Source organism: Devosia sp. SD17-2, assembly GCF_029201565.1.
GTDB lineage: Bacteria > Pseudomonadota > Alphaproteobacteria > Rhizobiales > Devosiaceae > Devosia.
This window is the reverse complement of sequence record NZ_CP104002.1, coordinates 1,116,706-1,140,009: the sequence shown is the minus strand read 5'-3', so window position 1 is coordinate 1,140,009 and position 23,304 is coordinate 1,116,706. Positions and strand designations below refer to the sequence as shown.

The following is a 23,304-nucleotide window of genomic DNA, read 5'->3' as shown; positions in this document are numbered from 1 at the left end:
TGATCAGGCTCCCCTCACCCCCTCCCACCCTCCCCCCTCAAGGGGGAGGTGTAGGCCGGTGACGGCGGTAAATTCTTGGACAATCGAACCCATCCTCCCCTCCATCGTCATTGCCCGGCATGTCCGGGCAATCCATCGGCGGACTGCAGCGTGCGCGGCGTGACAGGCGCCGGCCCATAGGCCCCCTTCAGCTCCAGACTTTCGGCAAAGTGGCATGCCGCCAGCTGGGCCGAGCCGTTGATCGGGCGCAGCGCCGGCTTTTCGCTCCGGCAGATGTCCTGGGCATATTTGCAGCGCGTGTGGAACGGGCACCCCTGCGGGCGGTTGCCGAGATAGGGGATTTCGCCCTTGAGCTCGGTGCTCCGCCCCTTGCGCCGGCTTGGGTCGGCAATCGGCAGGGCTTCGAGCAGCATTTCCGAATAGGGGTGGCGGGGCCGCTCGAACAGCGCCTCGGTCGGCGCATTTTCCACCACATGGCCCAGATACATCACCACCACCCGGTCGGCGATGTAGTTCACCACGCCCAGATCATGGCTGATGAAGATATAGGTCAGCCCGAAATCGGCCTTGAGGTCCTCCAGCAGGTTCAAGACCTGCGCCTGGATCGACACATCGAGCGCCGACACCGCCTCGTCCGCGATCACCAGTTTCGGGTCGAGCACCAGCGCTCTTGCAATGCCGATGCGCTGCCGCTGCCCTCCCGAAAAGGCATGGGGATAGCGGCCCACCGCATCGGCGGGAATGCCCACCTTGGCGAGGGTGTCGATGACCTTGTCCTCAAGCTCGCGCCCCTTGGCGATGCGATGCACCCGCAGCGGCTCGGCGACGATATCGAAGACCCGCATGTTGGGGTTGAGCGAGCTCATCGGGTCCTGGAAGATCATGCGGATATCGCGCCGCCAGGGTTTTATGGCGCGCTTGTCGAGCGCACTCAGCTCAACGCGCTGCCCCTCTTGTGGGTGATAAAACACCTTGCCCGAGCTGACCGGCTGCGCCTTGATGATGCAGCGCCCCAGCGTGGTCTTGCCACAGCCGCTCTCCCCGACAATGGCGAGGGTTTCCCCCGCCTCGACGGTGAGGTTGATGTCATTGAGCGCTACAAGCTCCCGGCCAGCACCGAAGAGCCCGCCACCCAGCGTATAGATCTTGGAGAGGTTTTCGACGGTAAGAAGCGTGCTCATGCCAGCGCCTCCGCCTTCTGATGAGTGAGAAGATGGCACCGCGCCACATGGCCTTCAGAGACCTGGGTCCGTTCCGGCCGCTCGCCCGCGCAGGGCGCAAAGGCATGCGGGCACCGGCTGGTAAAGGCGCAGCCGACCGGCCGATCCTTGGGCGAAGGCACCGTGCCCTTGATCGGCGACAGCCGCTGTCGCTCGGCTTTCCGCGTCAGCCGTGGCACCGACGCCATCAGCGCCTGCGTATAGGGGTGCTGCGGCGCGCGGAACACCTCATAGACGTCCCCCTGCTCCACCACATCGCCCAGATACATCACCGCCACCTCATCGGCGATTTCCGCCACCACCCCGAGATCATGGGTGATGAACAGCATGGCCATGCCATAATCAGCCTGCAGCTGGCGCAGGAGATCAAGGATCTGCGCCTGCGTCGTCACATCGAGCGCCGTGGTCGGCTCGTCGGCGATCAGCAGTTTTGGCGTACAGGCCAGCGCCATGGCGATCATGGCGCGCTGGCGCAGCCCACCCGACAGCTCGAACGGATAGGCATTGGCCCGCTCGCGCGCACCGGGCACGCCCACCTGATCGAGCAGCGCCACCGTCCGCTCCCGCGCCGCCTTGGGTTTTAATCCCTCATGGAGCACGATGATCTCGTCGATCTGGTCACCGATCGTATGAACCGGCGACAGCGAACTCATCGGCTCCTGAAAGATCATCGAAATCTGCGCCCCGCGAATGGCGCGCATGGCCTGGCTGTCGGGCTTGAGCCGGGCAATATCGACCGGCCCGCCCGCGCCCTCAAAGAGGATTTCGCCGGTGCGGATATCGGCGTTCTTTTCCAAAAGCCGCAGAATTGCCCGCGCCGTCACCGATTTCCCGCAGCCGCTTTCCCCCACCAGCGCCAGTGTCTTGCCCGGCGTCAGCGTCAGATCCACCTGCCGCACCGCCTCGATGTCGGGCTCGTCGGGCGAGGTGAAAATGAGGGACATATTGTTGATGGTCAGGAGGGGTTTGGTCATGCCGGACACTCGCTATTTGCCGTCGAAAGCCCCCTCACCCGTCTCGCGCTACGCGCGATCCACCCTCTCCCAGGAGGGGCGAGGGGGAGGCCTGTGTTAGGGGAGGCACCCTGCCTTCCTTCTCCCCTTGAGGGAGAAGGTGCCCGAAGAGCGGATGAGGGGTTAAACATCCACAAAACCATCATCTCACCGCCCATGAGGATCAGCCGCGTCGCGCAGGCCGTCGCCGAAGAAGTTGAGCGCCAGGATCACCACCACCACGCAGATGCCCGGCGTCAGCAGCCACGGCGCCGTCGCCAGGGTGCGGATGTTCTGGGCTTCCTGGAGCAGCGTGCCCCAGCTCACGATCGGCGCCTGCAGCCCCAGCCCGAGGAAGCTCAGCGCTGTTTCGGCGAGGATCATGCCCGGAATGGCGAGCGTTGCCGCCGCAATGATGTGGCTGGTGAAACTGGGCACCATATGCCGCGTGATGATGCGCCAGTCGCTGGCGCCATCAAGCTGCGCCGCCGTCACAAAATCCTCGGTGCGCAGACTGAGGAACCGCCCGCGCACCACACGCGCCAGCTCGGTCCATCCGATCAGCGAGAGAATGATGGTGATGGCGAAATAGGTCTGGAGCGCATTCCAGTTCTTGGGCATTGCGGCCGCCAGCCCCAGCCAGAGCGGAATGGTGGGCATGGAGCGGATGAACTCGATCACCCGCATCACCGCGCCGTCGAACCAGCCGCCATAATAACCGGCAAAACCGCCGATAATGATGCCGAAAAAGAGGCTGAGGGTCACACCGGCCAGCCCGATGGAGAGCGAAATGCGCGTGCCGTGGATCAACCGGCTGAGGAGATCGCGGCCCAGCCGGTCCGCCCCCAGCACATAGAACGGATCGCGCTTGTTCTCGACCCCCATCAGCTTGACCGACATGGGGATGACGCCAAACAGCCGATAGGGCTCGGCGGGGGCAAAGAACTGCACCGGGATCACCACATCGGGATCCACCACAAAGGTGCGGCGCATGGCCTTGGGGTCCACCTCGGACTTGTAGCCATTGACATGGGGCTGGAACGACCAGCCGCCATTCTCGTCGCGCAGGATGAAGTGCAGCCCCTGCGGCGGCGCATAGGTATAGCGGGCGCTATAGGCGGACGGATCGGCCGGAGCCAGAAATTCGGCCAGCGCCGCCACGAGATAGAAGGCCATCACGATCCAGAGGCTGACCACGGCCAGCTGATGCCGCTTGAACCGGCGCCACATCAGGCCAAGCTGGGACTCGCGGGCGCGGCGCGGCGGCACCACTTCTGCAACGGGCGAGAGCGTTTCGACGGCCATCTTACTTTCCTCCGAAACGGATGCGCGGATCGATCCAGGCCAGCAACAGGTCCGAGATCAGCGTGCCGATCACGGTGAGCACGCCCAGGAGCATGATGATGGCGCCGGCCAGATACATGTCCTGGCTGGTCAGCGAGCGCAGCAGAAGCGGCCCCGCCGTCGGGAGATTGAGCACAACAGAGACAATCACCGAGCTCGAGACCAGCGCCGGCAGCAGCCAGCCAATGGTCGAGACCAGCGGGTTCAGCGCCACGCGCACGGGATATTTGAGGATCACCTTCCATTCCGGCAGGCCCTTGGCCCGGGCGGTGGTGACATAGGGTTTTTTGAGCTCATCGAGCAGATTGGCGCGCAGGATACGGATCAGCTCCGCCGTGCCTGCGGTGGCCAGCACCAGCACCGGCGCCCAGGCCCGGGAGAGGAAATCCATCACCCGCGGGATCGACCAATGCGCGCTTTCATATTCGGGCGAGAACAGCCCGCCGATGGTCGTGCCGAACCAGACAAAGCTGAGATACATCAGCAGCAGGGCGAGGAGGAAATTTGGGATGGCGAGGCCAATGAAACCGCCCACCGTGGCGAGGTAATCGCCCAGCGAATATTTCTTCACCGCCACATAGATGCCGATGGGCAGGGCGATGAACCACATCACCAGCACGGCCAGCCCCTCGACGAGGATGGAATTGCCCAGCCGCCCCCAGATCAGGGTCGTCACCGGCGCCTTCCACTCAAAGCTCTGGCCAAAATCTCCGCGCGTCAGAATGCCGGAGATCCATTTCCAATATTGGACGAGATAAGGCTCGCCAAAACCATATTGCCGGCGCAGCGCCTCGATGGTCGCCGGATCCACCCGGTCGCCATTGGCCGAGAGCGTGGCCACATAAGTGGTCAGATAGTCGCCCGGCGGCAGCTGGATGATGGCAAAGGCAACGAAACTGACCGCCCACAAGGTGAGCACCATGGCCAGCAGTCGATTGGCAATGAAGCGGAGCATTGGGCTCTCCTTGAAGAAGCAGAAAAGGTTGGGAGCATGGAGGCGTCAGCCCCCACCCAACCTCCCCCTGATCGGGGGAGGAGCACTTCAGCATTCCGGGCAAGTTCGGTGTCCACCCACCGGCCGGTCCCTCCCCATTTTCAGGGGGAGGCTAGGAGGGGGTAACTCACGAGCCGCCCTTCATAATCTCCAGCACCCCGCGGCCCATGGGAGGGGTCGCGGGAGCCGGGGAGGACCTATTCCTGGGCGAAGTACCACTGGAATGGGTCGTAGGGAGCAGGCGTGGGGTAGAGATAGGCATGCAGCATCGGCTCGGCGATGTTGCGCATATTGTTCTTGGCGATGTAGTAGCCCTCGCCCGGCAGGCTGATGCCGATGACCGGGAAGTTCTCCTTGGCGAGCGCCAGGATCTGGGTCATCAGTTCGGAACGCTTGGCCGGATCACCCTCTTCGCGCAGCTGGCTGTAGAGCTTCATCTGCTCGGCGGCCCATTCTGCGGGCTCCTCGGCAATTTCCGGCGTCGAGCCATTGTACCAGGCCTGCCAGCGGAAAGCCCAGACGGACTCCCCACCCGAAGCCATGTAATAGCGCGGCTCCTGCACCACATCTAGGCCACCGTCGCCCTGCCACACCTGCGCGTCGAAATCGCCGAGCGGTCGCTTGTCGTAATAGAGCGTGCGGTCAATGTTGTTGAGCTCGATATCCAGCCCACCGGCCTCGAGCTGGAGCTGCATCAGCTCCATCATGTCCACCCATTCCGAACGGAACGAGGAGATGAGGTCGATGGTGACCTTGAGTGGGGACCCATCGCCAAAGGTATAGACCCCGTCGCCACCCTTGCTCAGGCCCGCCCGTTCGAAGGCCGCGGCCGCCGCATCCGGATCGAACTCGGTATATTGCTTGGCCATTTCCTCGTCATAGAACGGGCTTTCCGGGCGCGGCGCCGCCTGGAAGGGCTCGCCCTGGCCGGTAAAGACCACGTCGATGATTTCCTCGCGGTCGAGCAGATGGCTGACCCCGATGCGGAAATCCTTGTTGGCGAAGAGCTCGCGGCGCTTCTCGTCGACATGGTTGAGGTTGAACTGCAGGACCAGCGTGTTCATCGACGAGGGCACATTGGCGCCCAGCCGGTAATCACCGCCCTCCTGTCCGTCAAAGAACAGAGGCTGGTTGGCGACGGTCGCGATATGGCGGTCCTGGAAGTCGATCTCGCCATTGAGCGCCATCAGCGTGATTTCTTCGAGCGAGTCGGACACGCGCATGTCGAGCCGGTCAATATAGGGCAGCTGGTTTCCTTCGGTATCGACCTTCCAGTAATAGGGATTGCGCTTGAAGCTGGCGCGCGTGGCGTCACCGGTCAGCGGATCGTCGATCATCCAGGCATTCATCATCGGCAGGTCGGGATTGGCCCAGCGGATGGTCTCCGTCGCCCAGGAGCAACGGTCCGTCATTTGCAGTTCCCAGGTCTCGAAGCCTGCCGCCTTGGCATTGGCAGCCGCGTCCGGGTTGTATTTCGGGTAAAACTGGCTGCAGTAATCCTTGCTGAGCGACACCACGGTCAGGCCGTTGACGCTGGCCAGATCATCCATGATCAGCCCGTTCGGGTGCTCGAAGACGAAGCTGAACATCGTGTCGTCGATGACCTCTACCGTCACAGGATTGTTGGGGTTCTTCATGAAGGTGCCGCCGCCATAGCTTGGCTCGGCGAAGAGCTCGACCGCAAAGGCGATATCGGCGCTGGTGAACGGCGTGCCGTTATTCCACTTCAGCCCCTCGCGCAGCTTGAACGTATAGGTGCGGGCGTCTGCGCTGACCTCCCAGCTTTCCGCCAGATTGGGGATGATTTCCTTCCATTCGCGGTCATAGCGAACGAGGCCGTCATAGGCCACGGTGCGGGCGATCCAGGCATTGTCGAGGCCACCGCGCAGGGCGCTGCGCCAGGTGCCGCCATAGGTGCCGACGCTGTCGACTGGCTCGATCACCAGCGGATTGGCCGGCAGGCGCTCCGCGACGGGCGGCAACGCGCCACTTGAAACAAGGGCGTCGAGTTCCGGAGCCTGCTGGTATTGAGCCAGGGCACTCCCGTTCAGCATAAGAGCGGCGGTGATTGCACCTATGGCAATACCTGCCGGACGCTTCCCCTGGAGGGGATGAGTCATGGTCATGTCTTCCTCCCTTTGCGGCCGGCATTTCCGGCCCGGCGCTGTTTGCACGCCGGAGAAAGCTAGGTCGGAATTTGCGCAAACTCAAGCAATTTGCGTATTTCACGCAATTTCCGCAATATTGCGTAATTTGCAATTGGGAATCAGCGTCCTGCGCTCTGCAAAATGCGCGAAATGCCCTGCTTCCAGCCAAAGCGCGCAGAAAAATTTGAGAAATATTCTGCCTCAGGCAGGAAAAACTGTCTCACCGGCGACGAGAGACAGGCCGATTTGCAAATGTTGCACGGCCATTTCCCCGTCCATGCGCTGAGCCAGGAGGCGAATGGCGCCACGCCCAATCGCCTCACGATCAACCCGCACCGTGCTCAGCCGCGGATTGGCCATGCCGGCGATCGGCAGATCGTCAAAACCCATGATGGAGAAATTGGGCGGCAGAGAGCTATCGGGCCCAAGAAGCGTCTCGACCATCGACACGGCCACGCCATCATTCCAGCAGAACATCGCCGTCACGTCATAGACGCCACCGAGGAAATTCTCAAGCAGCGCCTTGGTCCCCACCTCATTGGAAAACACCACCACCCCCTCGGTGCCGACATGGTCGGCGATCGCCGCTTCAAAGCCGCGCTGGCGCTGGCGAATGGTCGGGCGGTGCCGGAATGTATAGTGCAGTATCCGGCGATGCCCAGCATCGATCAGATGCTGCGTGGCCATGTACGCGCCGTGAAAATTGGCTGGCGACACGGAGTTAAGCCGCATCAGCGGGTCAAAGCCGTTGGCGAGGACGACGGCAATATCCTCCTCGGCCGCCCAGTTGACCAGCTCGGCACTGGGGTCGATCCCGGCGAGGATGACCCCTGACGCATCCGATTTGCGCACCTGCTTATGGACAAAATCGAGCGTCACCATTTCTTCGTTGATGAGACGCACATCAAGGGCGATGCCGGCCTCTGCGGCCTGCGCGCGCATCCCCTCGACGATCCCGTGGTAAAAACTGGCAAGGCTTCCGATGGCTCCACTCAGCGGCACCAGGGCCACGGCGCGCTTGTCGGGATTGCCCGTCGCGGGCGTGTGTTTGCTCTTGTAGCCCAGCATGCGCGCAACGCGCTGGACGTCGCGCCGCACCGCCTCGCTGATGCCGATCTCATTGGCCAGTGCCCGGGAAACCGTCGACACCGACACCCCAAGCTTCTCGGCAATATCGGCCTGGTTTGCACGCTTGGTGGCCATTTCAGCGATCTCCTCACTCCCCTACGCAATATTTGCGTTTTTTGAGCAGATCAAGAGGAGATCGCGAATTATCGTTCCACGCCCCCCGAGCGCGCCGCCTGCGCCCCTCCCCCTTGTGGGGAGGGATCGGGGATGGGGGCATATTGTCCGCTGATGGTTGAGCGCGGCTAAGGCCGTTCTGGCCCTCAGACCCCAAACTGCCGCGTCAGCCACTTCATCTGCTCGCGGTCCTGGAATGCCGCGCCGCCTTCGTGGTTGTTAAACTCATATTCCACGATGGTCTTGTCGGTGCCCGCAAAGGCCTTGTAGGCGCCATAGACGGTCGAGGGTGGGCAGATGTCGTCCATCAGCGCCACCGAGAACAACGTCGCAGCCTTGCTGTGGCGGGCAAAATTGACGCCGTCGAAATAGCGCAGGGTGTCGAACACCTGGTCTTTCTTGTCCCGGTGCACGGCAAGGAAACGGACGATTTCCAGATAGGGATCGCGCCCGGCGACACGAACGGCGCGCGGGAAATCACAGAGATAGGGCACGTCCGGCATCACTGCCTTGACGCGATTGTCGATCCCCGCCACGGCCAGCGCGATCCCACCACCCTGACTGACGCCACAAACCGCGATCCGCTCGGCATCGACAAAATCCTGGCCGAGCAGCATGTCGATGGCGCGCACCCCGTCGGTGAACAGGCGCCGGTAGTAATAGTCGTTCTTATCGAGAATGCCCTTGGTCATCATCCCCGGCACGGATGGTGTCGTGCCCTGCGGGTCCGAGGTCGCGCCCATATGCCCACTCGAGCCCTGCCCGCGCGTATCCATGCGGAAATAGGCAAAGCCCGAGGCGGCCCAATGCAGCGTCTCATGCGGAAAGCCGCGCCCGCCGCCATAACCGATGAACTGCACCACAAGTGGCAGTTTTTCGGTCCGCTCCTTGGGCAGCACCAGCCAACCCTTGACCGGCTGCCCGCCAAACCCCGGGAAGGTTACGTCAAAGGCTTCCACGAGTTTCAGTGTGGTATCCGCCGGCACGATGCTGACGTCACCACCCGCCGCGCGGGCCTCGGCAATGGTCTTGCCCCAAAAATCGGAGAAATCGGCAGGCACGGTCACCGCGCTCTCATAAGCGTCGATGGCGGGATGGGTCATGTCGGGAAAGGGCACGGCGCGGATCCAATCTGGAGCTGGCAAACTTGCCAACAAATCTGCACCCACTCCGCCATTATATCCAGCACAGCCCGAACTTTGTCACAGCAATCGGCGGGGCTTTACCCTACCCCAGCCGCACCCGCACCCGGCTGACGAGATCGCCCTCCCACCACATGGGAAAATTCGTCCCCCATTTGTTGTTGTAGAGATTGATCCGTGCCCCCGCTGAAAAGTCCGGCACCTCCGGTTGGAACGGGATGAAGGGGGCTCCCGCCGGCGCTACCAGCGCGCTGTCGAGCAGTGTGAATTCCGTTCCACCGCAGCGCAGCGCCGAAACCGCCTGCAATTGCCCACCCCCGCGGCGCACTATGTCGTGTGCCTCGTGCCAGAGCCCCAGCTTCTCCAGCGCCCAAGAGCACGGTTCGGGCGTCAGGAGGAAGAACCCCGCCTCGGGCATGCGATTGGCAGGTTTCGCTCGCAGCACCAAGATGATTTCGGCCTCGTCATCGCTGATCCCGCGCAGGATAATCTCGTGTCGATCCGGCGCCCCCAGCGCTATCCGCGCCTCCTCCGGCATGCGCCCCAGCACCCGCGCCCCGTCCTCTGAAACACCTTTTCCCTTGGGCACAAAGCGACCATTCCGCGCCGTCTTCGCCGTCCGCAATCCCGGTTTGTCATGGTCCAGAATAGCCCAGACCTCGCGGTGCATGAGATAGCTGTCGAGATGGCTCTGCAGCTCGGCCCAGTCATAGCTTTCGTGCCGATAGCCGAAGAGGCACCCATTCTGCCCCGCCAGCCGCCGCCCGTTCGGCGCAATGAGCGCGGAAAGATCGCCCGTCGCCGCATCGATCTCGGCGACCCAACCATTGCTCTCCAGCCGGTCGCCAGCACCAATCACCGCCTCAGCCGGCACCGACGCCTCGTTCCGCGCCGCCTCAGCCAGCGCCCGATCCGCATCGGACAATTGATCAATCGCCGCATCGAGATAGGCGCGCTGCTCGGCCCAGCTTGCCTCGGTATAGTGGAAGCGATAGTCGTTTCTCCGCGCCGCCTCGAACTTTTCCCGGTCCCAGGCCGTCTCGTCCCGTAGAAAAGTCTTTATGTCGACGCCCCAGGTGTGCTCGGCGATTTGCGTCAGCCCGCGCCCAAAGGCCAGCCGTTCCGGCGTCAGTCCCTCGGCATCGAATTCATCATAGAGCCGCCCCAGCGCTTTAAAATGTCGCAGCTTTTCCGGATCGGTGCCAACGCCATGGATCCAGCTGTCGCCGATTTCCTGTGTCACCACCGGAAAATTTTCGCGCCGTGCCCACATCTCGGCCCCGAAGGCATCCAGCGTCGAAGCCATCACCCGAGCCTGCGGATGCTCCAAACGCAGATGCCGCAGCGCCTCCACCGTCTGCCCCACGCTTTGCGGGCCGATATTGTCATTGGTGTGCGCAAAGCTGAGGCCAATGTCCGGCCCGGCCGGAAAATCCGTCGCCCCATAGGAGGCCTGATACATGACCACGATTTCGTCCCCGCCCGGCGCTTGCCAACGGAAGATCGGCGGCACATCGGGCACGGGGCTCGCCGTGTTCACTCCGAGGTGCAGGAATTTCAGCCCCGCCCCGGCCATCAGCGGCACCATGCCCAGCGTATGGCCCGGCACGTCGGTCATCTTCGCGGCAATCGTCTGCCGCCCAAAACGCCGATCCAGCTCCTGCGCATAGGAAAGCCCCGCCCGGAACAGCGCCGGCGTCATCAGCTCGGTGTGGGTGGTGAACGGCAATCCGTGCCAGGCGATCAGCCCACGCTCAATCGCCCTTTGCAGCCGCTTTACCTTCTCTCCATCCTGCGAGTTGAGATGGTCCCAGATCAGCCAGGCGCCCGTCGTCCAGATAAATTCAGGCGCGTCCGGGTTCTCGGCATAAAAGTGCTCGCCCGTGGCGATCGCCTGCGGGATGAACTGCTCATGATATTGCCGCCGGACCTTGGCCGCGTGGTCGGTAAAACCGATATCAAGGTGGGTCTTGAAGACAAGGTGAATGAGCGTGTCGGTCATGAAAAGCGCCGTCAGCCGACCGTGCCGCGCACGACGAGCCGTGTGTTGAGAGTTTCCTGAAAGCCCGGTGCATCGGGATTATTGAGCCGCCGCAAGATCAGCCTGACCAGCGCCCGCACCCGCTCCTCGAGATCGAATTTCACGGTGGTGAGATTGTAGCTTTTCCAGTGCGACTGGGCGATGTCGTCAAAGCCAACCACCTTCACATCCTCCGGCACCCGTAGCTTCAGCTCGTGCCGCAAGGCATCCATCGCCCCGAATGCTCCGACGTCATTGGCGGCGAAAATCGCATCCGCCCCCGCGCCCACCCGAAAGAGATCGATGGTCGCCTGATAGGCCGCGTCATAGGAAAAATCGCCGCGCACTACAGTCGGCGGCTCCAACCCACGCGCCGCCATGACCTGTCGCAAAACCTGCTCGCGCGAGGTATTGGCCCGCGCCTTTTCCTCGCCGGACACATAGGCGACCCGCCGCACACCATACCCCTGCAGCAATGCCACCGCCTGCTCGATCCCGTCGCGCTGCAGCACATTGAGTCGATCATGCAGCGGCTCGCCCTTGGGCTCCGCCTCCCCGTCCATTGGGTAATGCACATAGATCGGCACTGCGCGGTCGAGAAACCGCGCCAGCGTCCGTGGTTTTACGTTCTCGACGAAGGCAATCACCGAGTCCGGATTGAAGCCGCGCATATAGGCGAGCAACTGCTCGTCCATCGAATAATCGGTGCGCGTCTTGAACAGTAGCGTGGCAAAGCCTTCCGCCTGCAGCGCCGTGGTCAGCGCATCAATCTCCTGGCTCTCCCAATAGCTGCACACATCGGGCACGATGACGCCCACGAGATGCGAGCGCCCGCTCACAAGCGCCCGCGCTGCGCGGTCCGGCGTATAGTTCAGCTCCTGCGCAATTTTGAGGATCAGTTCGCGTTTTTCGGCCTTGAGCGAGGCGTGCGGGTTGAAGGCGCGCGACACCGCAACGCGGGACACATTGGCCCGTTCGGCCACCATTTCTGCTGTCGCCCGCCCGCGCACTTCCCCCATCGCTTCGCCCAAGCCAGGCCTCCCCAAAACAGCGGCAATATTGAAAACGTGTTCATTTCTCTGACGTTTCGCCCCCACTCTGTCAAGCACGCGCGCCAACACCTCCGCCCTCGAATTTCACCGCGATGTCACCACCACGTCGCAAAACCCTGCCATTCAACCGCCGCACGCAATCCCTGCCGTCACCCCAGGCGAATTCTCCGCATTGACGCTTAGTGAAAACGTGTTCATTCTACTTTGGCCTGCGCCCGGAAGATTTATTCCACCGACGGGCCAATAGCCGGCTACCGGAGAATTCGGAGCCACCATTTGGGAGGATTTTTGCGATGACCAATCGTCTGCGCAGTCTCGCGCTTGGACTTGTCGGCGCCACCGCTGTGGCGCTGCCGGCATTTGCCGTCGATCTCAACGTCACCTGCCGCTGTGTCATCGGCGGCGTCAACAGCGGCACCGCGCAGTGGATCGAGGAAAGCGTCATCCCCGCTTTCGAGGCCGCCAATCCCGACGTCAACGTGGTGCTCAACCAGTTCGGCGGCGAAGACGCCCAGCTCACCCAGCAGCTGGCGCTCGACTTCTCCACCGGCGCCGGCCCCGATGTCACAGCATTCGACGGCTTCCTCATCCCCTCCTTCGTCGAAGGCGGGCTCCTGAAATCGCTCGATGAAGTCGCCGGCCCCGAAGTCAATGACTGGTCCGGCTGGGCAGCGCTTTCCGAAGGCTCGCGCGCCCTCATGCTCTACCAGGATAAATATTACGGCATTCCGCTCGGCACCGACGTGCGCATGATCAATACGCGCAAGGATATTCTGGCCGAAGCCGGCATCGACGCCGACACCTGGCAGCCCAACTCCTGGGAAGAACTGCTCGACGCCGCCCGCGCCATCAAGAAGGCCAAGCCCGACAGCTTCCCGCTCCAGATCAATGCCGGCGTCGCCATGGGCGAAGCCACCACCATGCAGGGCTATTGGATGGTTCTGCTCGGCACGGGCGAAGCCGTTACCGACGAGAACGGCAAGTTCATCGTCTCGAGCCAGGGCATTCTCGATACGCTCAACCTCTACAAGACCATCTATGTCGACGAAAAGCTCGGCGACCAGCGCGCCCAGCTCCTCGCCGATGGCCGCAACCGGTCCTTCGCCAATTTTCGCGACGGCGTGACGGCGCTTCTGGTCGAGGGAGATTATTTCTACCGCTCCGTCACCCCAGAAGGCTCCGAATTTGCCGTGGCCAATCGCGATGAGGTCCAGGGCTGGGCCAAAATGCCGGCCAAGGAACCCGGCGCCGGCATCCGCGGCCAGGATTTCGTCACCATCTCCGGCGGCACCGGCTTTGTCATCAATCCGGCGACCGATACGCCCAAGGAAGCCTGGGCCTTCCTCTCCTTCATGAACGAGCCGGCCCAGCTCGAAGCCTTCCAGGCCATCCAGCCGCGTATCACCGCGCGCACCGACGTGGCCATTCCCAACAATCCCTTCCTGACCGAGACCAGCCAGACCCTGCTCCCGCTCACCACGGCGCGCCCGAATGACCCGAACTACAATGCGGTCTCCTCGGAAATCCAGCGCATGACTGAAGCCGTCGTCTCCGGCGAGCTCTCGCCCGAAGAGGCCATGGCCCAGTACAAATCGGCTGTCATCGCCATTGTCGGCGAGGAAAACACCGTCAGCCTGCTCTAGCCCTCCCTGGCACCCTCCGGCGCGTTGCGGCGCGCCGGAGGCTCTTATCAAACGCCTCGGCGCCATCGCCTCCCTCCCCTTGCGGCGAGGGATTGAGGGTGGGGGTACGCCTTGTCCCCATGCTCGCACCATCGGGCCTGACGTCAATCAGGGCCCACCCGTCCCCCTCCCTTCTGGAGGCGGGGAAGAGGACAGAGCCATCCATGACCACCGACCTCAACACTGCCCCCGCCAGGCGAAAACCCAGAAACTTCGCACTGCTCTCGGCCCGGGCCGGCGCGGCCTTTCTCACCCCCGCAGGCATTCTGGTTTCGGTCTTCGTGATCGTCCCCTTCTTCTGGGTGATCTTCGTTTCCTTCACCAACCGCACGCTGCTCGGCCGCACAGCGCTCAATCCCGAATTCGTCGGCCTCGCCAATTATCTGGCGCTGTTTGACCCCGCGACCTTCTTCCAGCGCGGCCAGTTCGGCTTCTCGTTGATCCTCACCACCCAGTTCGTCCTGGCCTCGGCCTTGATCGGGCAGGCCCTCCTCGGCCTGCTTCTGGCCTGGCTCATCCAGACCGTGCCGCCATGGGTCAAGCGCATCACCGAAACCTTCGTCATTGCCGCCTGGATCCTGCCGGAGGTGGTCATCGGCTTTGCCTGGTTCGCCTTCCTCGATCGCGACCAGGGCACGCTCAACATGCTGCTCGAAAGCGTCGGCCTGCCGCCGGGCGATTTCCTCCTCGACTCCCCCTTCTGGGTCATCGTCGTCTTCAACACCTGGCGCGGCGCTGCCTTCTCCATGATGCTGTTCAACTCGGCCTTCTCCTCCATTCCGCCGAGCTATTTCCAGGCGGCGGACGTGGCCGGCGCATCCTCCTGGCAGAAATTCCGCGACATCGGCCTGCCGCTCATCCGCGGCCATATCGTCACCGATCTCATCCTCATCACCATGTGGACCTTCAACACGTTTACGCCCTTCCTCCTTACTAATGGCGGGCCGAGCTACCGGACAGAGCTGGTGTCGATCTACAATTACCGCGTCGCCTTCCAGGATTTCCAGTTCGGCAAGGGCGCGGCCGTGGGCGTTATCATGATGCTCATCAACCTCGCCTTTGCGCTGGTCTATCTCAGTCTTGGCCGCAAGAAGAGGGCCTGAACCATGAAGCTGACGCTCCCCGCTTTCATTGGCCGCATAGCCTTTTCGGCCCTCGCAGCGCTGATCGGCGCCATCTTTGCCCTGCCGCTGCTCTGGTTCCTGTTCGCGCCTTTCAATGCCCGCGCCGAACTCGGCCTCGCCCTGCCTGACCCCTGGACCCTCAGTAATTTCGTCACCGTCTTCGGCAATTCCTTTGCCGTGCAGGCGCTCTGGAACTCCTTCATCCAGGCTGTCGGCGGCGTCATTCTCGTCGGTGCTGCGGCAACCCTTGCGGCCTACGCGCTCTCCCGCTCCTCCATCCCCGGCAAGGGCGCGGTCACCTATATTCTGCTGCTCTTTTCCTCAGTGGTGTCCGGCTCGGCCGCCATGGTGCCGATCTTCCTCATTATCTCGGCCGCGGGGCTGATGGATACGCACCTCGCTGTCATTCTCACCTTTGCCGGTGGGCTCCTCCCCACCGCTATGTTTATCCTCCGCGACTTCATCGACAGCATTCCGAAATCCTACGAAGAAAGCGCCATGGTCACCGGCGCCTCACCGGTTCAGGCCTTTTTCGATGTCGCCCTGCCGGTCATTCGTCCCGGCATTGTCGTCGTGGTGGTGTGGAGCTTCGTCAATATCTGGGGCAGCTTCCTCATCCCCTTCATTCTCCTCCGCAGTGACAAAAACATGCCGGCGGCGGTTGCCATCTACTCCTTCTATTCAGAGGCCGGCACCCCGGTCGTCACGCTGCTGGCAGCCTATTCGCTGATCTATTCGCTGCCCGTCATCGCTCTCTATCTCTTCGTCAGCTGGAAGTTCGGCTTCCGGTTCTTCGGCGGCATCAAGGCTTGATCCCTCATGGCATCTGTTGAATTCAGGAACGTTTCCAAGAGCTTTGGCGAGTTCAAGGCCGTCACCGACGTCAGCTTCTCCATCGGCGATGGTGAGTTCGTGTGCCTGCTCGGCCCCTCAGGCTGCGGCAAGACCACCTCCCTGCGCATGATGGCGGGCCTTGAAACACCCACATCCGGCCAGATCTTTATCGGCGGCGAGGAGGTCACCCACCTCCACCCCAAGGACCGCAACATCGCCATGGTCTTTCAGGATTACGCGCTCTACCCGCACATGAATCTGGCCGATAACATCGCCTATCCGCTCAAGGTGCGCGGCGAGAGCGTCGAAAAGCGCCACGGCCGCGCCAAGGAAGTCGCCGAGGTGCTCAAGATCGGCCATCTGATGGACCGGCTCCCCAGCCAGATTTCCGGCGGCCAGCAGCAGCGCACCTCACTCGCCCGCGCGCTGGTTTACCCGGCAAAAGTTTATCTCTTTGACGAGCCGCTCTCCAATCTGGATGCAAAACTGCGCCTCGAGGCCCGCGGCTTTCTCAATCATCTCCAGCGCGACATGGGCATGACGGCCGTCTACGTCACCCACGATCAGGCCGAGGCCATGGCGCTCGCCACCCGCATCGCCGTCATGGACCAGGGCAAGATCGTCCAGTTCGCCTCGCCCATCGAAATCTATCGCCGCCCGGCCACCACTTTCGTCGCCAATTTCGTCGGCAACCCGCCGATGAATCTTGTCACCGTCACCGGCACCCAAGGCGATGGAAAACTCCAGCTCAAGGCCGATGGCCTCACCATCGCTCCCCTGCCCATGACCGATTCCATCGGCAAGGCGCTCGCCACAAGCGAAAACCTCACCCTCGGCATCCGCCCCGAGCATCTGGGCATTGCCGCCCCCGGCGCCCCCAACACCATCACCGCGCCGCTTTTCGCCAATGAGAACATGGGCCCCGAAAGCCTCGTCACCATCGATCGCGGCGACAGCATCCGCCTCACCGCCCGCATCTTCACCGACGACCACCTCGACATCGCCGACATCGTCACCCTCTCCTTCAGCGCCGAGCACATCCACCTCTTCGACCACCACGGCAACCGCATCCCCGGCGCGGGCGAATAGCATCCGCTCTTCCCCTCTCCCCTTGAGGGAGAGGGACAGGATTTCTGCGTTCAGCAGAATCCAGGGTGAGGGGTTCTCTCCCCCCCCTCCCCCTGTCGAGAAGCCCCCTCATCCGCCCCTGCGGGGCACCTTCTCCCTCGAGGGGAGAAGGAAGAAGGCAAAAGCGAAGCGTTGAGATGACCACCTCTACACCATTCCCACCGCCCCATCGCCTCCCTCCCCTCAAGGGGGAGGGTGAAGCCGGTTCACTTGGCGAAACGGTGCCTCAAACGCGATGCCACCCTCCCCCTCGAGGGGAGGGCTAGGGAGAGGGGCCCTTTCCTACCCCCGAAGTCCGTAATTTCGCCCCATCAAGGCACCCAAAAATGATCACCATCACCACGCCCCTGACCCGCGCCGACCAGTCGCAAAACCCCTATTTCTACATCCCCTTCGATGTCCCGGTCGGCACCACACGGATCGACGTTACCCTCGCCTATTCCAAGGCCGAGGACTGCATCATCGATCTCGGCGCCTTCGATCCCCGCGACACAGGCTACCCCACCGCCGAAGGGTTTCGCGGCTGGAGCGGCGGCGCGCGCGAGAGATTCTTCATTGCCACTGACGACGCCACCCCCGGCTATATCCATGGCGAGATCCAGCCCGGCATCTGGAATGTCATTCTCGGCCTCTACAAGATCCCCGAGGCCGGCACCGAGGCAACAGTCACGATCACCCTCGACGCCGCCCCGCGCGCACTAGTACCCCAGCCCGCCCGCACCCTCCCCGTGCGATCCAAACCCGGCTGGTACAAAGGCGACCTCCACTGCCACACGTTCCACTCCGACGCCCGCGGCGCACCCGAACTCCTGCACGCCGCCGCCAAACAGGCCGGGCTCGATTTCCTCGCCATCGCCGATCACAACACCATCACCCAGCGCCGCTATTTCCATCCGCACTCTAGCCCGGACCTCGTCTTCGTGCGGGCAATGGAAGTCACCACCGCCGTCGGCCATGCCAATGTCTTTGGCGTCGACGCGTGGATCGACTTCCGCATGACCAAACCCTCCGACGCCCATGTCCTCGCTGATCTGGTGCATAAGAAGGGTGGCCTTCTCTCCATCAACCACGACAAGCCGACTATTCCGTGGGACTATGATTTTCCCGCCGCCGATTGCCAGGAAGTATGGCAATCCACCTGGCTCGCCTGGAACTGGGTTTCCCTTGATCGCTATCAGCGGCGCCTGGCGTCAGGACTAAAACTCTCGGCCATCGGCGGCTCCGACTACCATCAGCCCGACCGGCTCATGCCAGAGGGCCCGCTTGTCCTTGCCCGCCCAACGACCGTCTTCTGGCTCCCCGAGCTTAGCGAAGACGCCATTCTGGCCGCGATGAAATCGGGCCATGGCTACGTTACAGAAAGCCCCACCGGCCCCCATCTGGAGCTCCGCGCCGGCGACACCCCCATGGGGGGCACGGTCAAAGGCCTCACAGAGGTCACCGCCATCATCCGGGGCGCAGCCGGCGACCGGCTCAGCCTCATCGACGCCACCGGCCCCATCGCTGATATCCTCATCGCCTCCGAGGACTGGCAGGCCACCTTCCCCATCGCGCCCCAGAAATTTCTTCGCGCCGAAATCATCGCCAAGGCCAGCCGAGGAAATCTCGTCGCCCAGTTCAGGGCCGCACTCGATGGCCGCGCCTTGCCTTGGCAGTTGCAGAACGTTGACCTCGACACCCAGCCCATCCGCCGCGCGCTGAGCAATCCGATCTATCTCGAGGAGCGCAATTCCATTTCATAAATGGAATGAACGGTCTTTTTGATCAGAACTAGAAAAGCTTCGTTCCACACCATTTCCGGCAGCACGGCACCGGCCGGCGCACAAACCTATACTTGTTATAGAGGCATCGCTCGTGCATTCGCCGTCACTCACCTCGGCAGCAAACCCTTGCTGCCTCTCGCACCAGCACCGGCTACCCCAAGCTCGCCCTCCACTCTCACATTATTACTAATTACCCATAGCCTTCAATATATTAGGCATACAGCACAGCTTCATTGAGACGTCATCTTGGCGTCATCAACACGTCATCTCAAAGCGCTTAGTTCTGACCGCGACTTGCTTTCCCGGCGCAAATGGCGCTTTCCGCTTGCTTTCAAATTCAAGCGAGGCTTAACCTCTTGCCAAAGGAAAAGTCGACGTCAGCGCGATGAAATCCAGAGTGCATTGTGACACAAACTGGAATGTCCGTTCGAAAAGGGAGAAGTTTGATGAAACGGCGTGATTTCATGCTCGCCGCCGGTGCCGCCGCCGGCGTTGCTCTGTTGCCCCGCTCCGCCTTCGCTGAAGCGGGCCGTATCGACTGGTACACCAGCTCGGACCAGAACATTCTCGATTTCTGGACCAATGTGGTGGCGCCCAAATTCGAGGCCGCCAATCCCGGCGTCACCATCAATCTGGTGGATGGCGGCGACAACGCCGGTCTTCAGGCCATTGCCGAGCGCGGCCTCGCCGCCATGGGCTCCAATGCCGATCCGCAGGCCGACTTCTTCGAGGGTTTTGATGCCCGTCAGCCGGTCGGCGCCATCGACCAGGGCCTTTGGGTCAATTTCGAGGAAGCCGGGCTCTCCAACTATTCCAAGATCAATCCGCTGGCCCGGGACATTCCGCAAAACCTGCCCTATCGCGGGTCCCAGGTCCTGCTCGCCTACGACACCACCAAGCTCGATCCGGCCAATGTGCCCAAAACCTGGGCCGATCTCATGGCCTGGATCAAGGCCAATCCGGGCCAGTTCATCTATAACCGTCCCAACAAGGGCGGCTCGGGCCTCAATTTCGTGCGACGCGCCGTGCTCGAGGCCAATGGCCAGGATGTGTCCAAGTTCACCGTCGACAACGCCACCCCGGAAAATGGCGATGCCATGCTCCCCGGCGCATGGGACATCCTCAACGATATCGGCCCCTCCCTCTTCGACGGCGGCGCCTATACTTCGGGCAATACCCAGTCGCTGCAGCTGCTCGGCCAATCCGCCGTCACCATGATCCCCGCCTGGTCCGATCAGGCCCTGTCAGCCATCGAGCAGGGGGTGCTGCCCGAAACCACCGGCCTCGTTCAGCTCCAGGATCTGGGCCTGCCCGGCGGCTTCTCGCGCATCACCATCCTCTCCAATGGCAGCAACAAGGACCTCTCGCTCAAGCTGGCCGATTTCGTCCTCTCCGAGGAAATCCAGTCGGCCGTGCTCACCGAGCTGGGCGGCTTCCCGGGCGTCTCCTGGGACCATGTCGACCCTGCCCTGCGCGAGCGCTTTGCCGATGTCATCCCCAATTCCATCCCGGTCTTCCCGAGCGGCAATTGGGAACGCCTCATCAATGATGGCTGGTACCGCACCGTGGCCCCCAATGTGGATCCGGACGCGTGACCAACTCCGCCCTCAGCTCCCCCGGAGTTGAGCACATCCAACGCGGGAGGCCGTTCGGCCTCCTGCTCGTGGCGGCTCCGGTAATTCTCGTCGTTTGGCTGGTGATCTGGCCGATCGTTTCCGCCGTCATCCAGACGCTGTGGCTGCCAACGCCCGAGGGCGGTCGCACCTTCTCCACCGGCACCTACCAGTTCTTCTTTTCCGACAGCTACAGCCTCTCCAATCTGTCGATAACGCTCTGGACCACCGGCGTCTGCGCTGTCCTGCTGCTGGTCATCTGCGTACCCATCGCGCTGTATCTGCGCTTCTCCGACAGCAAGCTGGCCGCCTATGTCCAGGGCCTCGCCATCTTCCCCATGTTCGTGCCCTCGATCATCCTGGCCTTCGCGTTCATTCGCGTGCTGGGACCAAACGGCACCACCGATCTCCTCCTTAATTCCGTCGGCCTGCCCAAGATCAAATCGCCCTACCTCACCCCCTGGGGTCCGGTGATCGGCCTCGTCTGGGACAATATCCCGCTCACCGTGCTGATCCTGCTCTCGGGCTTGGGCAATGTGTCCAATCAGGCGATCGAGGCAGCGCGCGATGTCGGCGCCGGGCGCCTGGCGCTCTTCTGGCACATCATCCTGCCGCGCATTTCCAATTCCATGCTGGTGGCCGTCTCATTTGCCGTGCTCGGCATTTTCTCGGCCTTCACCCTGCCCTACATCCTCGGCCCGGCCGCGCCCGAAATGATGGGCCCCTTCATGCAGCGCACCTTCCGCGATCTCTACGATCCGACCAATGCCATCACCCAGGCCGTGGTCACCTTCGGCTTCTGCATCATCTTTGGCCTCTTCTATGTGCGCTCCGTCGCCAAGAACAGGACGCCCTGACATGGCCGCAACCCTCGCAAGACGTCAAATCGACTGGGTGGGCATTTTCTTTGCCGTCACCCTCACCATCGTCATCATTGTCCCGCTGGTCGTCGTCGGCACCTGGGCCTTCACCAATGTCTGGCGCTATCCGTCCGTCATCCCGCAGGAATTCGGCCTCCGCTTCTGGAGCCAGACCCTCGCCCGCGCCGACGTGTGGAGCTCCATCACCATGAGCCTATCGCTGGCCACGGTGGTGACGGCCCTCTCGGCGCTGATCTGCCTGCCCGCCGCCTATGCCTTCGCTCGGCTCGATTTCCCCGGCCGCGATATCCTGTTCTTCTCGTTCCTTGCCGGGCACGCTTTCCCCAAATTCGGCCTTCTGGTCGCCATCGCCGGCATATTCCTCCAGCTCAATCTCATCGGCACGTTTTGGGGCGTGGTCCTCATCCAGCTCGTCGGCACGCTGCTGTTCATGATCTGGATCCCCGTCGCCGCCTTCCAGGGCGTCGATCGCCGCATGGAGGAAGCCGCCCGCGATGTCGGCGCCTCCCCGTTCCGCGTCTTCTGGTCGATCACCCTGCCGCAGGCCGGCCCGACCATTGCCGCGGCCCTCCTGCTCAGCTTCGTCGGCACCTTTTACGAAACCGAAGGCGCCTGGCTCATCGGGGCCCCGCAGATCCGCACCCTGCCGGTGCTGATGATTTCCTTCATCAACAATCAGCCCGTTATTCAATATGGCGCGGTGCTCTCCGTCCTCCTCTGGATCCCCAGCTTCATCGCCCTCCTCTTCGCCCGCCGCGTCGTCAACTCCGGCTCGTTTGCCAAGGGGTTCGGGGCATGATGGCCCTCCGGCGCCAGGGCTTGCTCCCCACCTCTCCCTTTGGGGGAGAGGTCGGATTGCGCAGCAATTCGGGTGAGGGGGCCTCGTCCCTACCCGCCGACCCCATCGTGCGCGGTGCTCCCATTAAAGCCCCCCTCACCCGGCGCGAGGCGCCGACCTCTCCCCCAAGGGGAGAGGTGGGAACCGGCCCCAGGAACTGAAGAAATATGTCCGTACTGAAGATCAAAGACGTCACCAAAATCTTCGCCAACGGCGCCGTCCGGGCGGTCGACACCTTCTCCCTCGACGTAGCCGATGGCGAGCTTGTCTGCCTGCTCGGCCCATCCGGCTCGGGCAAATCCACCCTGCTGCGCATGGTCGGCGGCTTTGAGCGCCCCTCTTCGGGCGAAATCACCATCGATGGCGAGGACATCACCCACCTGCCGCCGGAAAAGCGCCCCACCGGCATGGTGTTCCAGAGCCACGCGCTCTGGACCCATATGGATGTATTCAAGAACCTCGCCTTTGGCTTGAAACTCCGCCGTCTCCCCGCCGCCGAAATCAAGCAAAGGGTGGAAGCGGTCCTCGAACTCGTGGGTCTTGCGGGCTACGGCAGCCGCCGCGTCACTCAGCTGTCCGGTGGCCAGCAGCAGCGCGTCGCCCTCGCCCGCTCGCTCGTGCTCGAGCCCAAAATCCTACTGCTCGACGAGCCCTTTGCCAGCCTTGACCAGCACCTGCGTGAGCGTCTTCGCGAGGAAGTCCGCGACATCCAGCAGCGCCTGAAAATTACCACGCTCTTTGTCACCCACGGCCAGGATGAGGCTCTCTCCATGGCCGACCGCATCGTGGTCATGCGCGATGGCCGCACCGAACAGATCGACCGCCCGGACGTCGTCTATCGCGATCCGCAGACCCCGTTCGTCGCAGGTTTCATCGGCACCATGAACCTCATCGAAGGCGTGGTCGCCAATGGCATGTTCACCCGCGACAGTTTTACCACGCTCCTCGCCCTGCCCGACGGACCGGCCACGCTCGCAATCCGCCCCGAAGCGCTCGACCTCGTCGCCGCCGAACCGGGCCAGGCCAAAATCCACCGCGTGACCGATTTCGGCACCCACGGCCTTGTCGACCTCGCCCTGCCCGACGGCACCCGCCTCAAGACCATGGTCTCCCACCCCGACCTCTTCGCCACCGGCCAAGGCGTCACTCTCACCCCCCGCGCCGTCGCCGTCTACCGCCACGACCAACAGATCTTTCGGAGCGCCCAGGACAGCAAATCTCCTGCGCTAGCGCAGGGATGAGCCGCGGCGCTAGCCTACCAAGCCAGCGGCTCCTGCGCCTCCCTCCC

The 23,304-nt window shown here is 62.7% G+C and carries 18 protein-coding genes; 9 read left to right on the top strand and 9 right to left on the bottom strand.

Translation table 11 applies throughout. The features are described from left to right. Positions 1-107 precede the first annotated feature (107 nt). The 9 genes from NYQ88_RS05590 to NYQ88_RS05550 all read right to left on the bottom strand — a co-directional run bounded on the left by NYQ88_RS05590 (position 108) and on the right by NYQ88_RS05550 (position 12,132). Positions 108-1,181 carry an oligopeptide/dipeptide ABC transporter ATP-binding protein gene (locus NYQ88_RS05590; protein WP_275653969.1) on the bottom strand — a complete coding sequence of 358 codons (1,074 nt, stop codon included), beginning with the start codon at positions 1,179-1,181 and terminating at the stop codon, positions 108-110. After that, positions 1,178-2,194, bottom strand: coding sequence for an ABC transporter ATP-binding protein (locus NYQ88_RS05585; RefSeq protein ID WP_275653968.1), 1,017 nt, complete (start codon positions 2,192-2,194; stop codon positions 1,178-1,180). The genes NYQ88_RS05590 and NYQ88_RS05585 overlap by 4 nt, the downstream gene beginning before the upstream one ends. A 186-nt stretch (positions 2,195-2,380) precedes the next feature. Further along, on the bottom strand, positions 2,381-3,517 hold the full coding sequence (locus NYQ88_RS05580; RefSeq protein WP_275653967.1) for an ABC transporter permease: 1,137 nt from the start codon (positions 3,515-3,517) through the stop codon (positions 2,381-2,383). 1 nt (position 3,518) lies between these two features. After that, a complete protein-coding gene (locus tag NYQ88_RS05575; protein ID WP_275653966.1) occupies positions 3,519-4,511 on the bottom strand; it encodes an ABC transporter permease in 993 nt (330 codons plus the stop codon). A 236-nt stretch (positions 4,512-4,747) separates the two neighbouring features. Continuing rightward, positions 4,748-6,676, bottom strand: coding sequence for an ABC transporter substrate-binding protein (locus tag NYQ88_RS05570; RefSeq protein ID WP_275653965.1), 1,929 nt, complete (start codon positions 6,674-6,676; stop codon positions 4,748-4,750). Between the two features lie 222 nt (positions 6,677-6,898). Then, entirely contained in the window at positions 6,899-7,900 is a 1,002-nt protein-coding gene (locus tag NYQ88_RS05565) for a LacI family DNA-binding transcriptional regulator (RefSeq protein ID WP_275653964.1), read from the bottom strand. A gap of 185 nt (positions 7,901-8,085) precedes the next feature. Continuing rightward, positions 8,086-9,057, bottom strand: a complete 972-nt coding sequence (locus NYQ88_RS05560; protein ID WP_275653963.1) for an acetylxylan esterase — start codon at positions 9,055-9,057, stop codon at positions 8,086-8,088. Positions 9,058-9,166: 109 nt separating this feature from the next. Beyond that, positions 9,167-11,083: a DUF5054 domain-containing protein gene (locus NYQ88_RS05555; RefSeq protein WP_275653962.1), complete on the bottom strand. Its 1,917-nt coding sequence runs from the start codon at positions 11,081-11,083 to the stop codon at positions 9,167-9,169. 11 nt (positions 11,084-11,094) lie between these two features. Further along, entirely contained in the window at positions 11,095-12,132 is a 1,038-nt protein-coding gene (locus tag NYQ88_RS05550; RefSeq protein ID WP_275653961.1) for a LacI family DNA-binding transcriptional regulator, read from the bottom strand. Positions 12,133-12,446: 314 nt separating this feature from the next. On the opposite strand from NYQ88_RS05550, the gene NYQ88_RS05545 reads away from it, so the two are divergent. The 9 genes from NYQ88_RS05545 to NYQ88_RS05505 all read left to right on the top strand — a co-directional run bounded on the left by NYQ88_RS05545 (position 12,447) and on the right by NYQ88_RS05505 (position 23,257). Next, positions 12,447-13,796, top strand: a complete 1,350-nt coding sequence (locus NYQ88_RS05545) for an extracellular solute-binding protein (RefSeq protein WP_275653960.1) — start codon at positions 12,447-12,449, stop codon at positions 13,794-13,796. Positions 13,797-13,999: 203 nt separating this feature from the next. Next, positions 14,000-14,938, top strand: coding sequence for a sugar ABC transporter permease (locus NYQ88_RS05540; RefSeq protein ID WP_275653959.1), 939 nt, complete (start codon positions 14,000-14,002; stop codon positions 14,936-14,938). Between the two features lie 3 nt (positions 14,939-14,941). Further along, entirely contained in the window at positions 14,942-15,772 is an 831-nt protein-coding gene (locus NYQ88_RS05535; RefSeq protein ID WP_275653958.1) for a carbohydrate ABC transporter permease, read from the top strand. Between the two features lie 6 nt (positions 15,773-15,778). Then, positions 15,779-16,882 carry an ABC transporter ATP-binding protein gene (locus NYQ88_RS05530; RefSeq protein ID WP_275653957.1) on the top strand — a complete coding sequence of 368 codons (1,104 nt, stop codon included), beginning with the start codon at positions 15,779-15,781 and terminating at the stop codon, positions 16,880-16,882. Positions 16,883-17,247: 365 nt separating this feature from the next. Further along, positions 17,248-18,663 carry a CehA/McbA family metallohydrolase gene (locus tag NYQ88_RS05525; protein ID WP_275653956.1) on the top strand — a complete coding sequence of 472 codons (1,416 nt, stop codon included), beginning with the start codon at positions 17,248-17,250 and terminating at the stop codon, positions 18,661-18,663. A 467-nt stretch (positions 18,664-19,130) separates the two neighbouring features. After that, positions 19,131-20,279, top strand: a complete 1,149-nt coding sequence (locus NYQ88_RS05520; RefSeq protein WP_275653955.1) for an extracellular solute-binding protein — start codon at positions 19,131-19,133, stop codon at positions 20,277-20,279. After that, complete coding sequence (locus tag NYQ88_RS05515) at positions 20,276-21,154, top strand: ABC transporter permease subunit (protein ID WP_275653954.1); 879 nt, start codon at positions 20,276-20,278, stop codon at positions 21,152-21,154. Before NYQ88_RS05520 ends, NYQ88_RS05515 begins: the two co-directional genes overlap by 4 nt. Position 21,155: 1 nt before the next feature. Further along, positions 21,156-21,977: an ABC transporter permease subunit gene (locus NYQ88_RS05510; protein ID WP_275653953.1), complete on the top strand. Its 822-nt coding sequence runs from the start codon at positions 21,156-21,158 to the stop codon at positions 21,975-21,977. A 206-nt stretch (positions 21,978-22,183) separates the two neighbouring features. Beyond that, positions 22,184-23,257: an ABC transporter ATP-binding protein gene (locus NYQ88_RS05505; RefSeq protein WP_275653952.1), complete on the top strand. Its 1,074-nt coding sequence runs from the start codon at positions 22,184-22,186 to the stop codon at positions 23,255-23,257. Positions 23,258-23,304 lie beyond the last annotated feature (47 nt).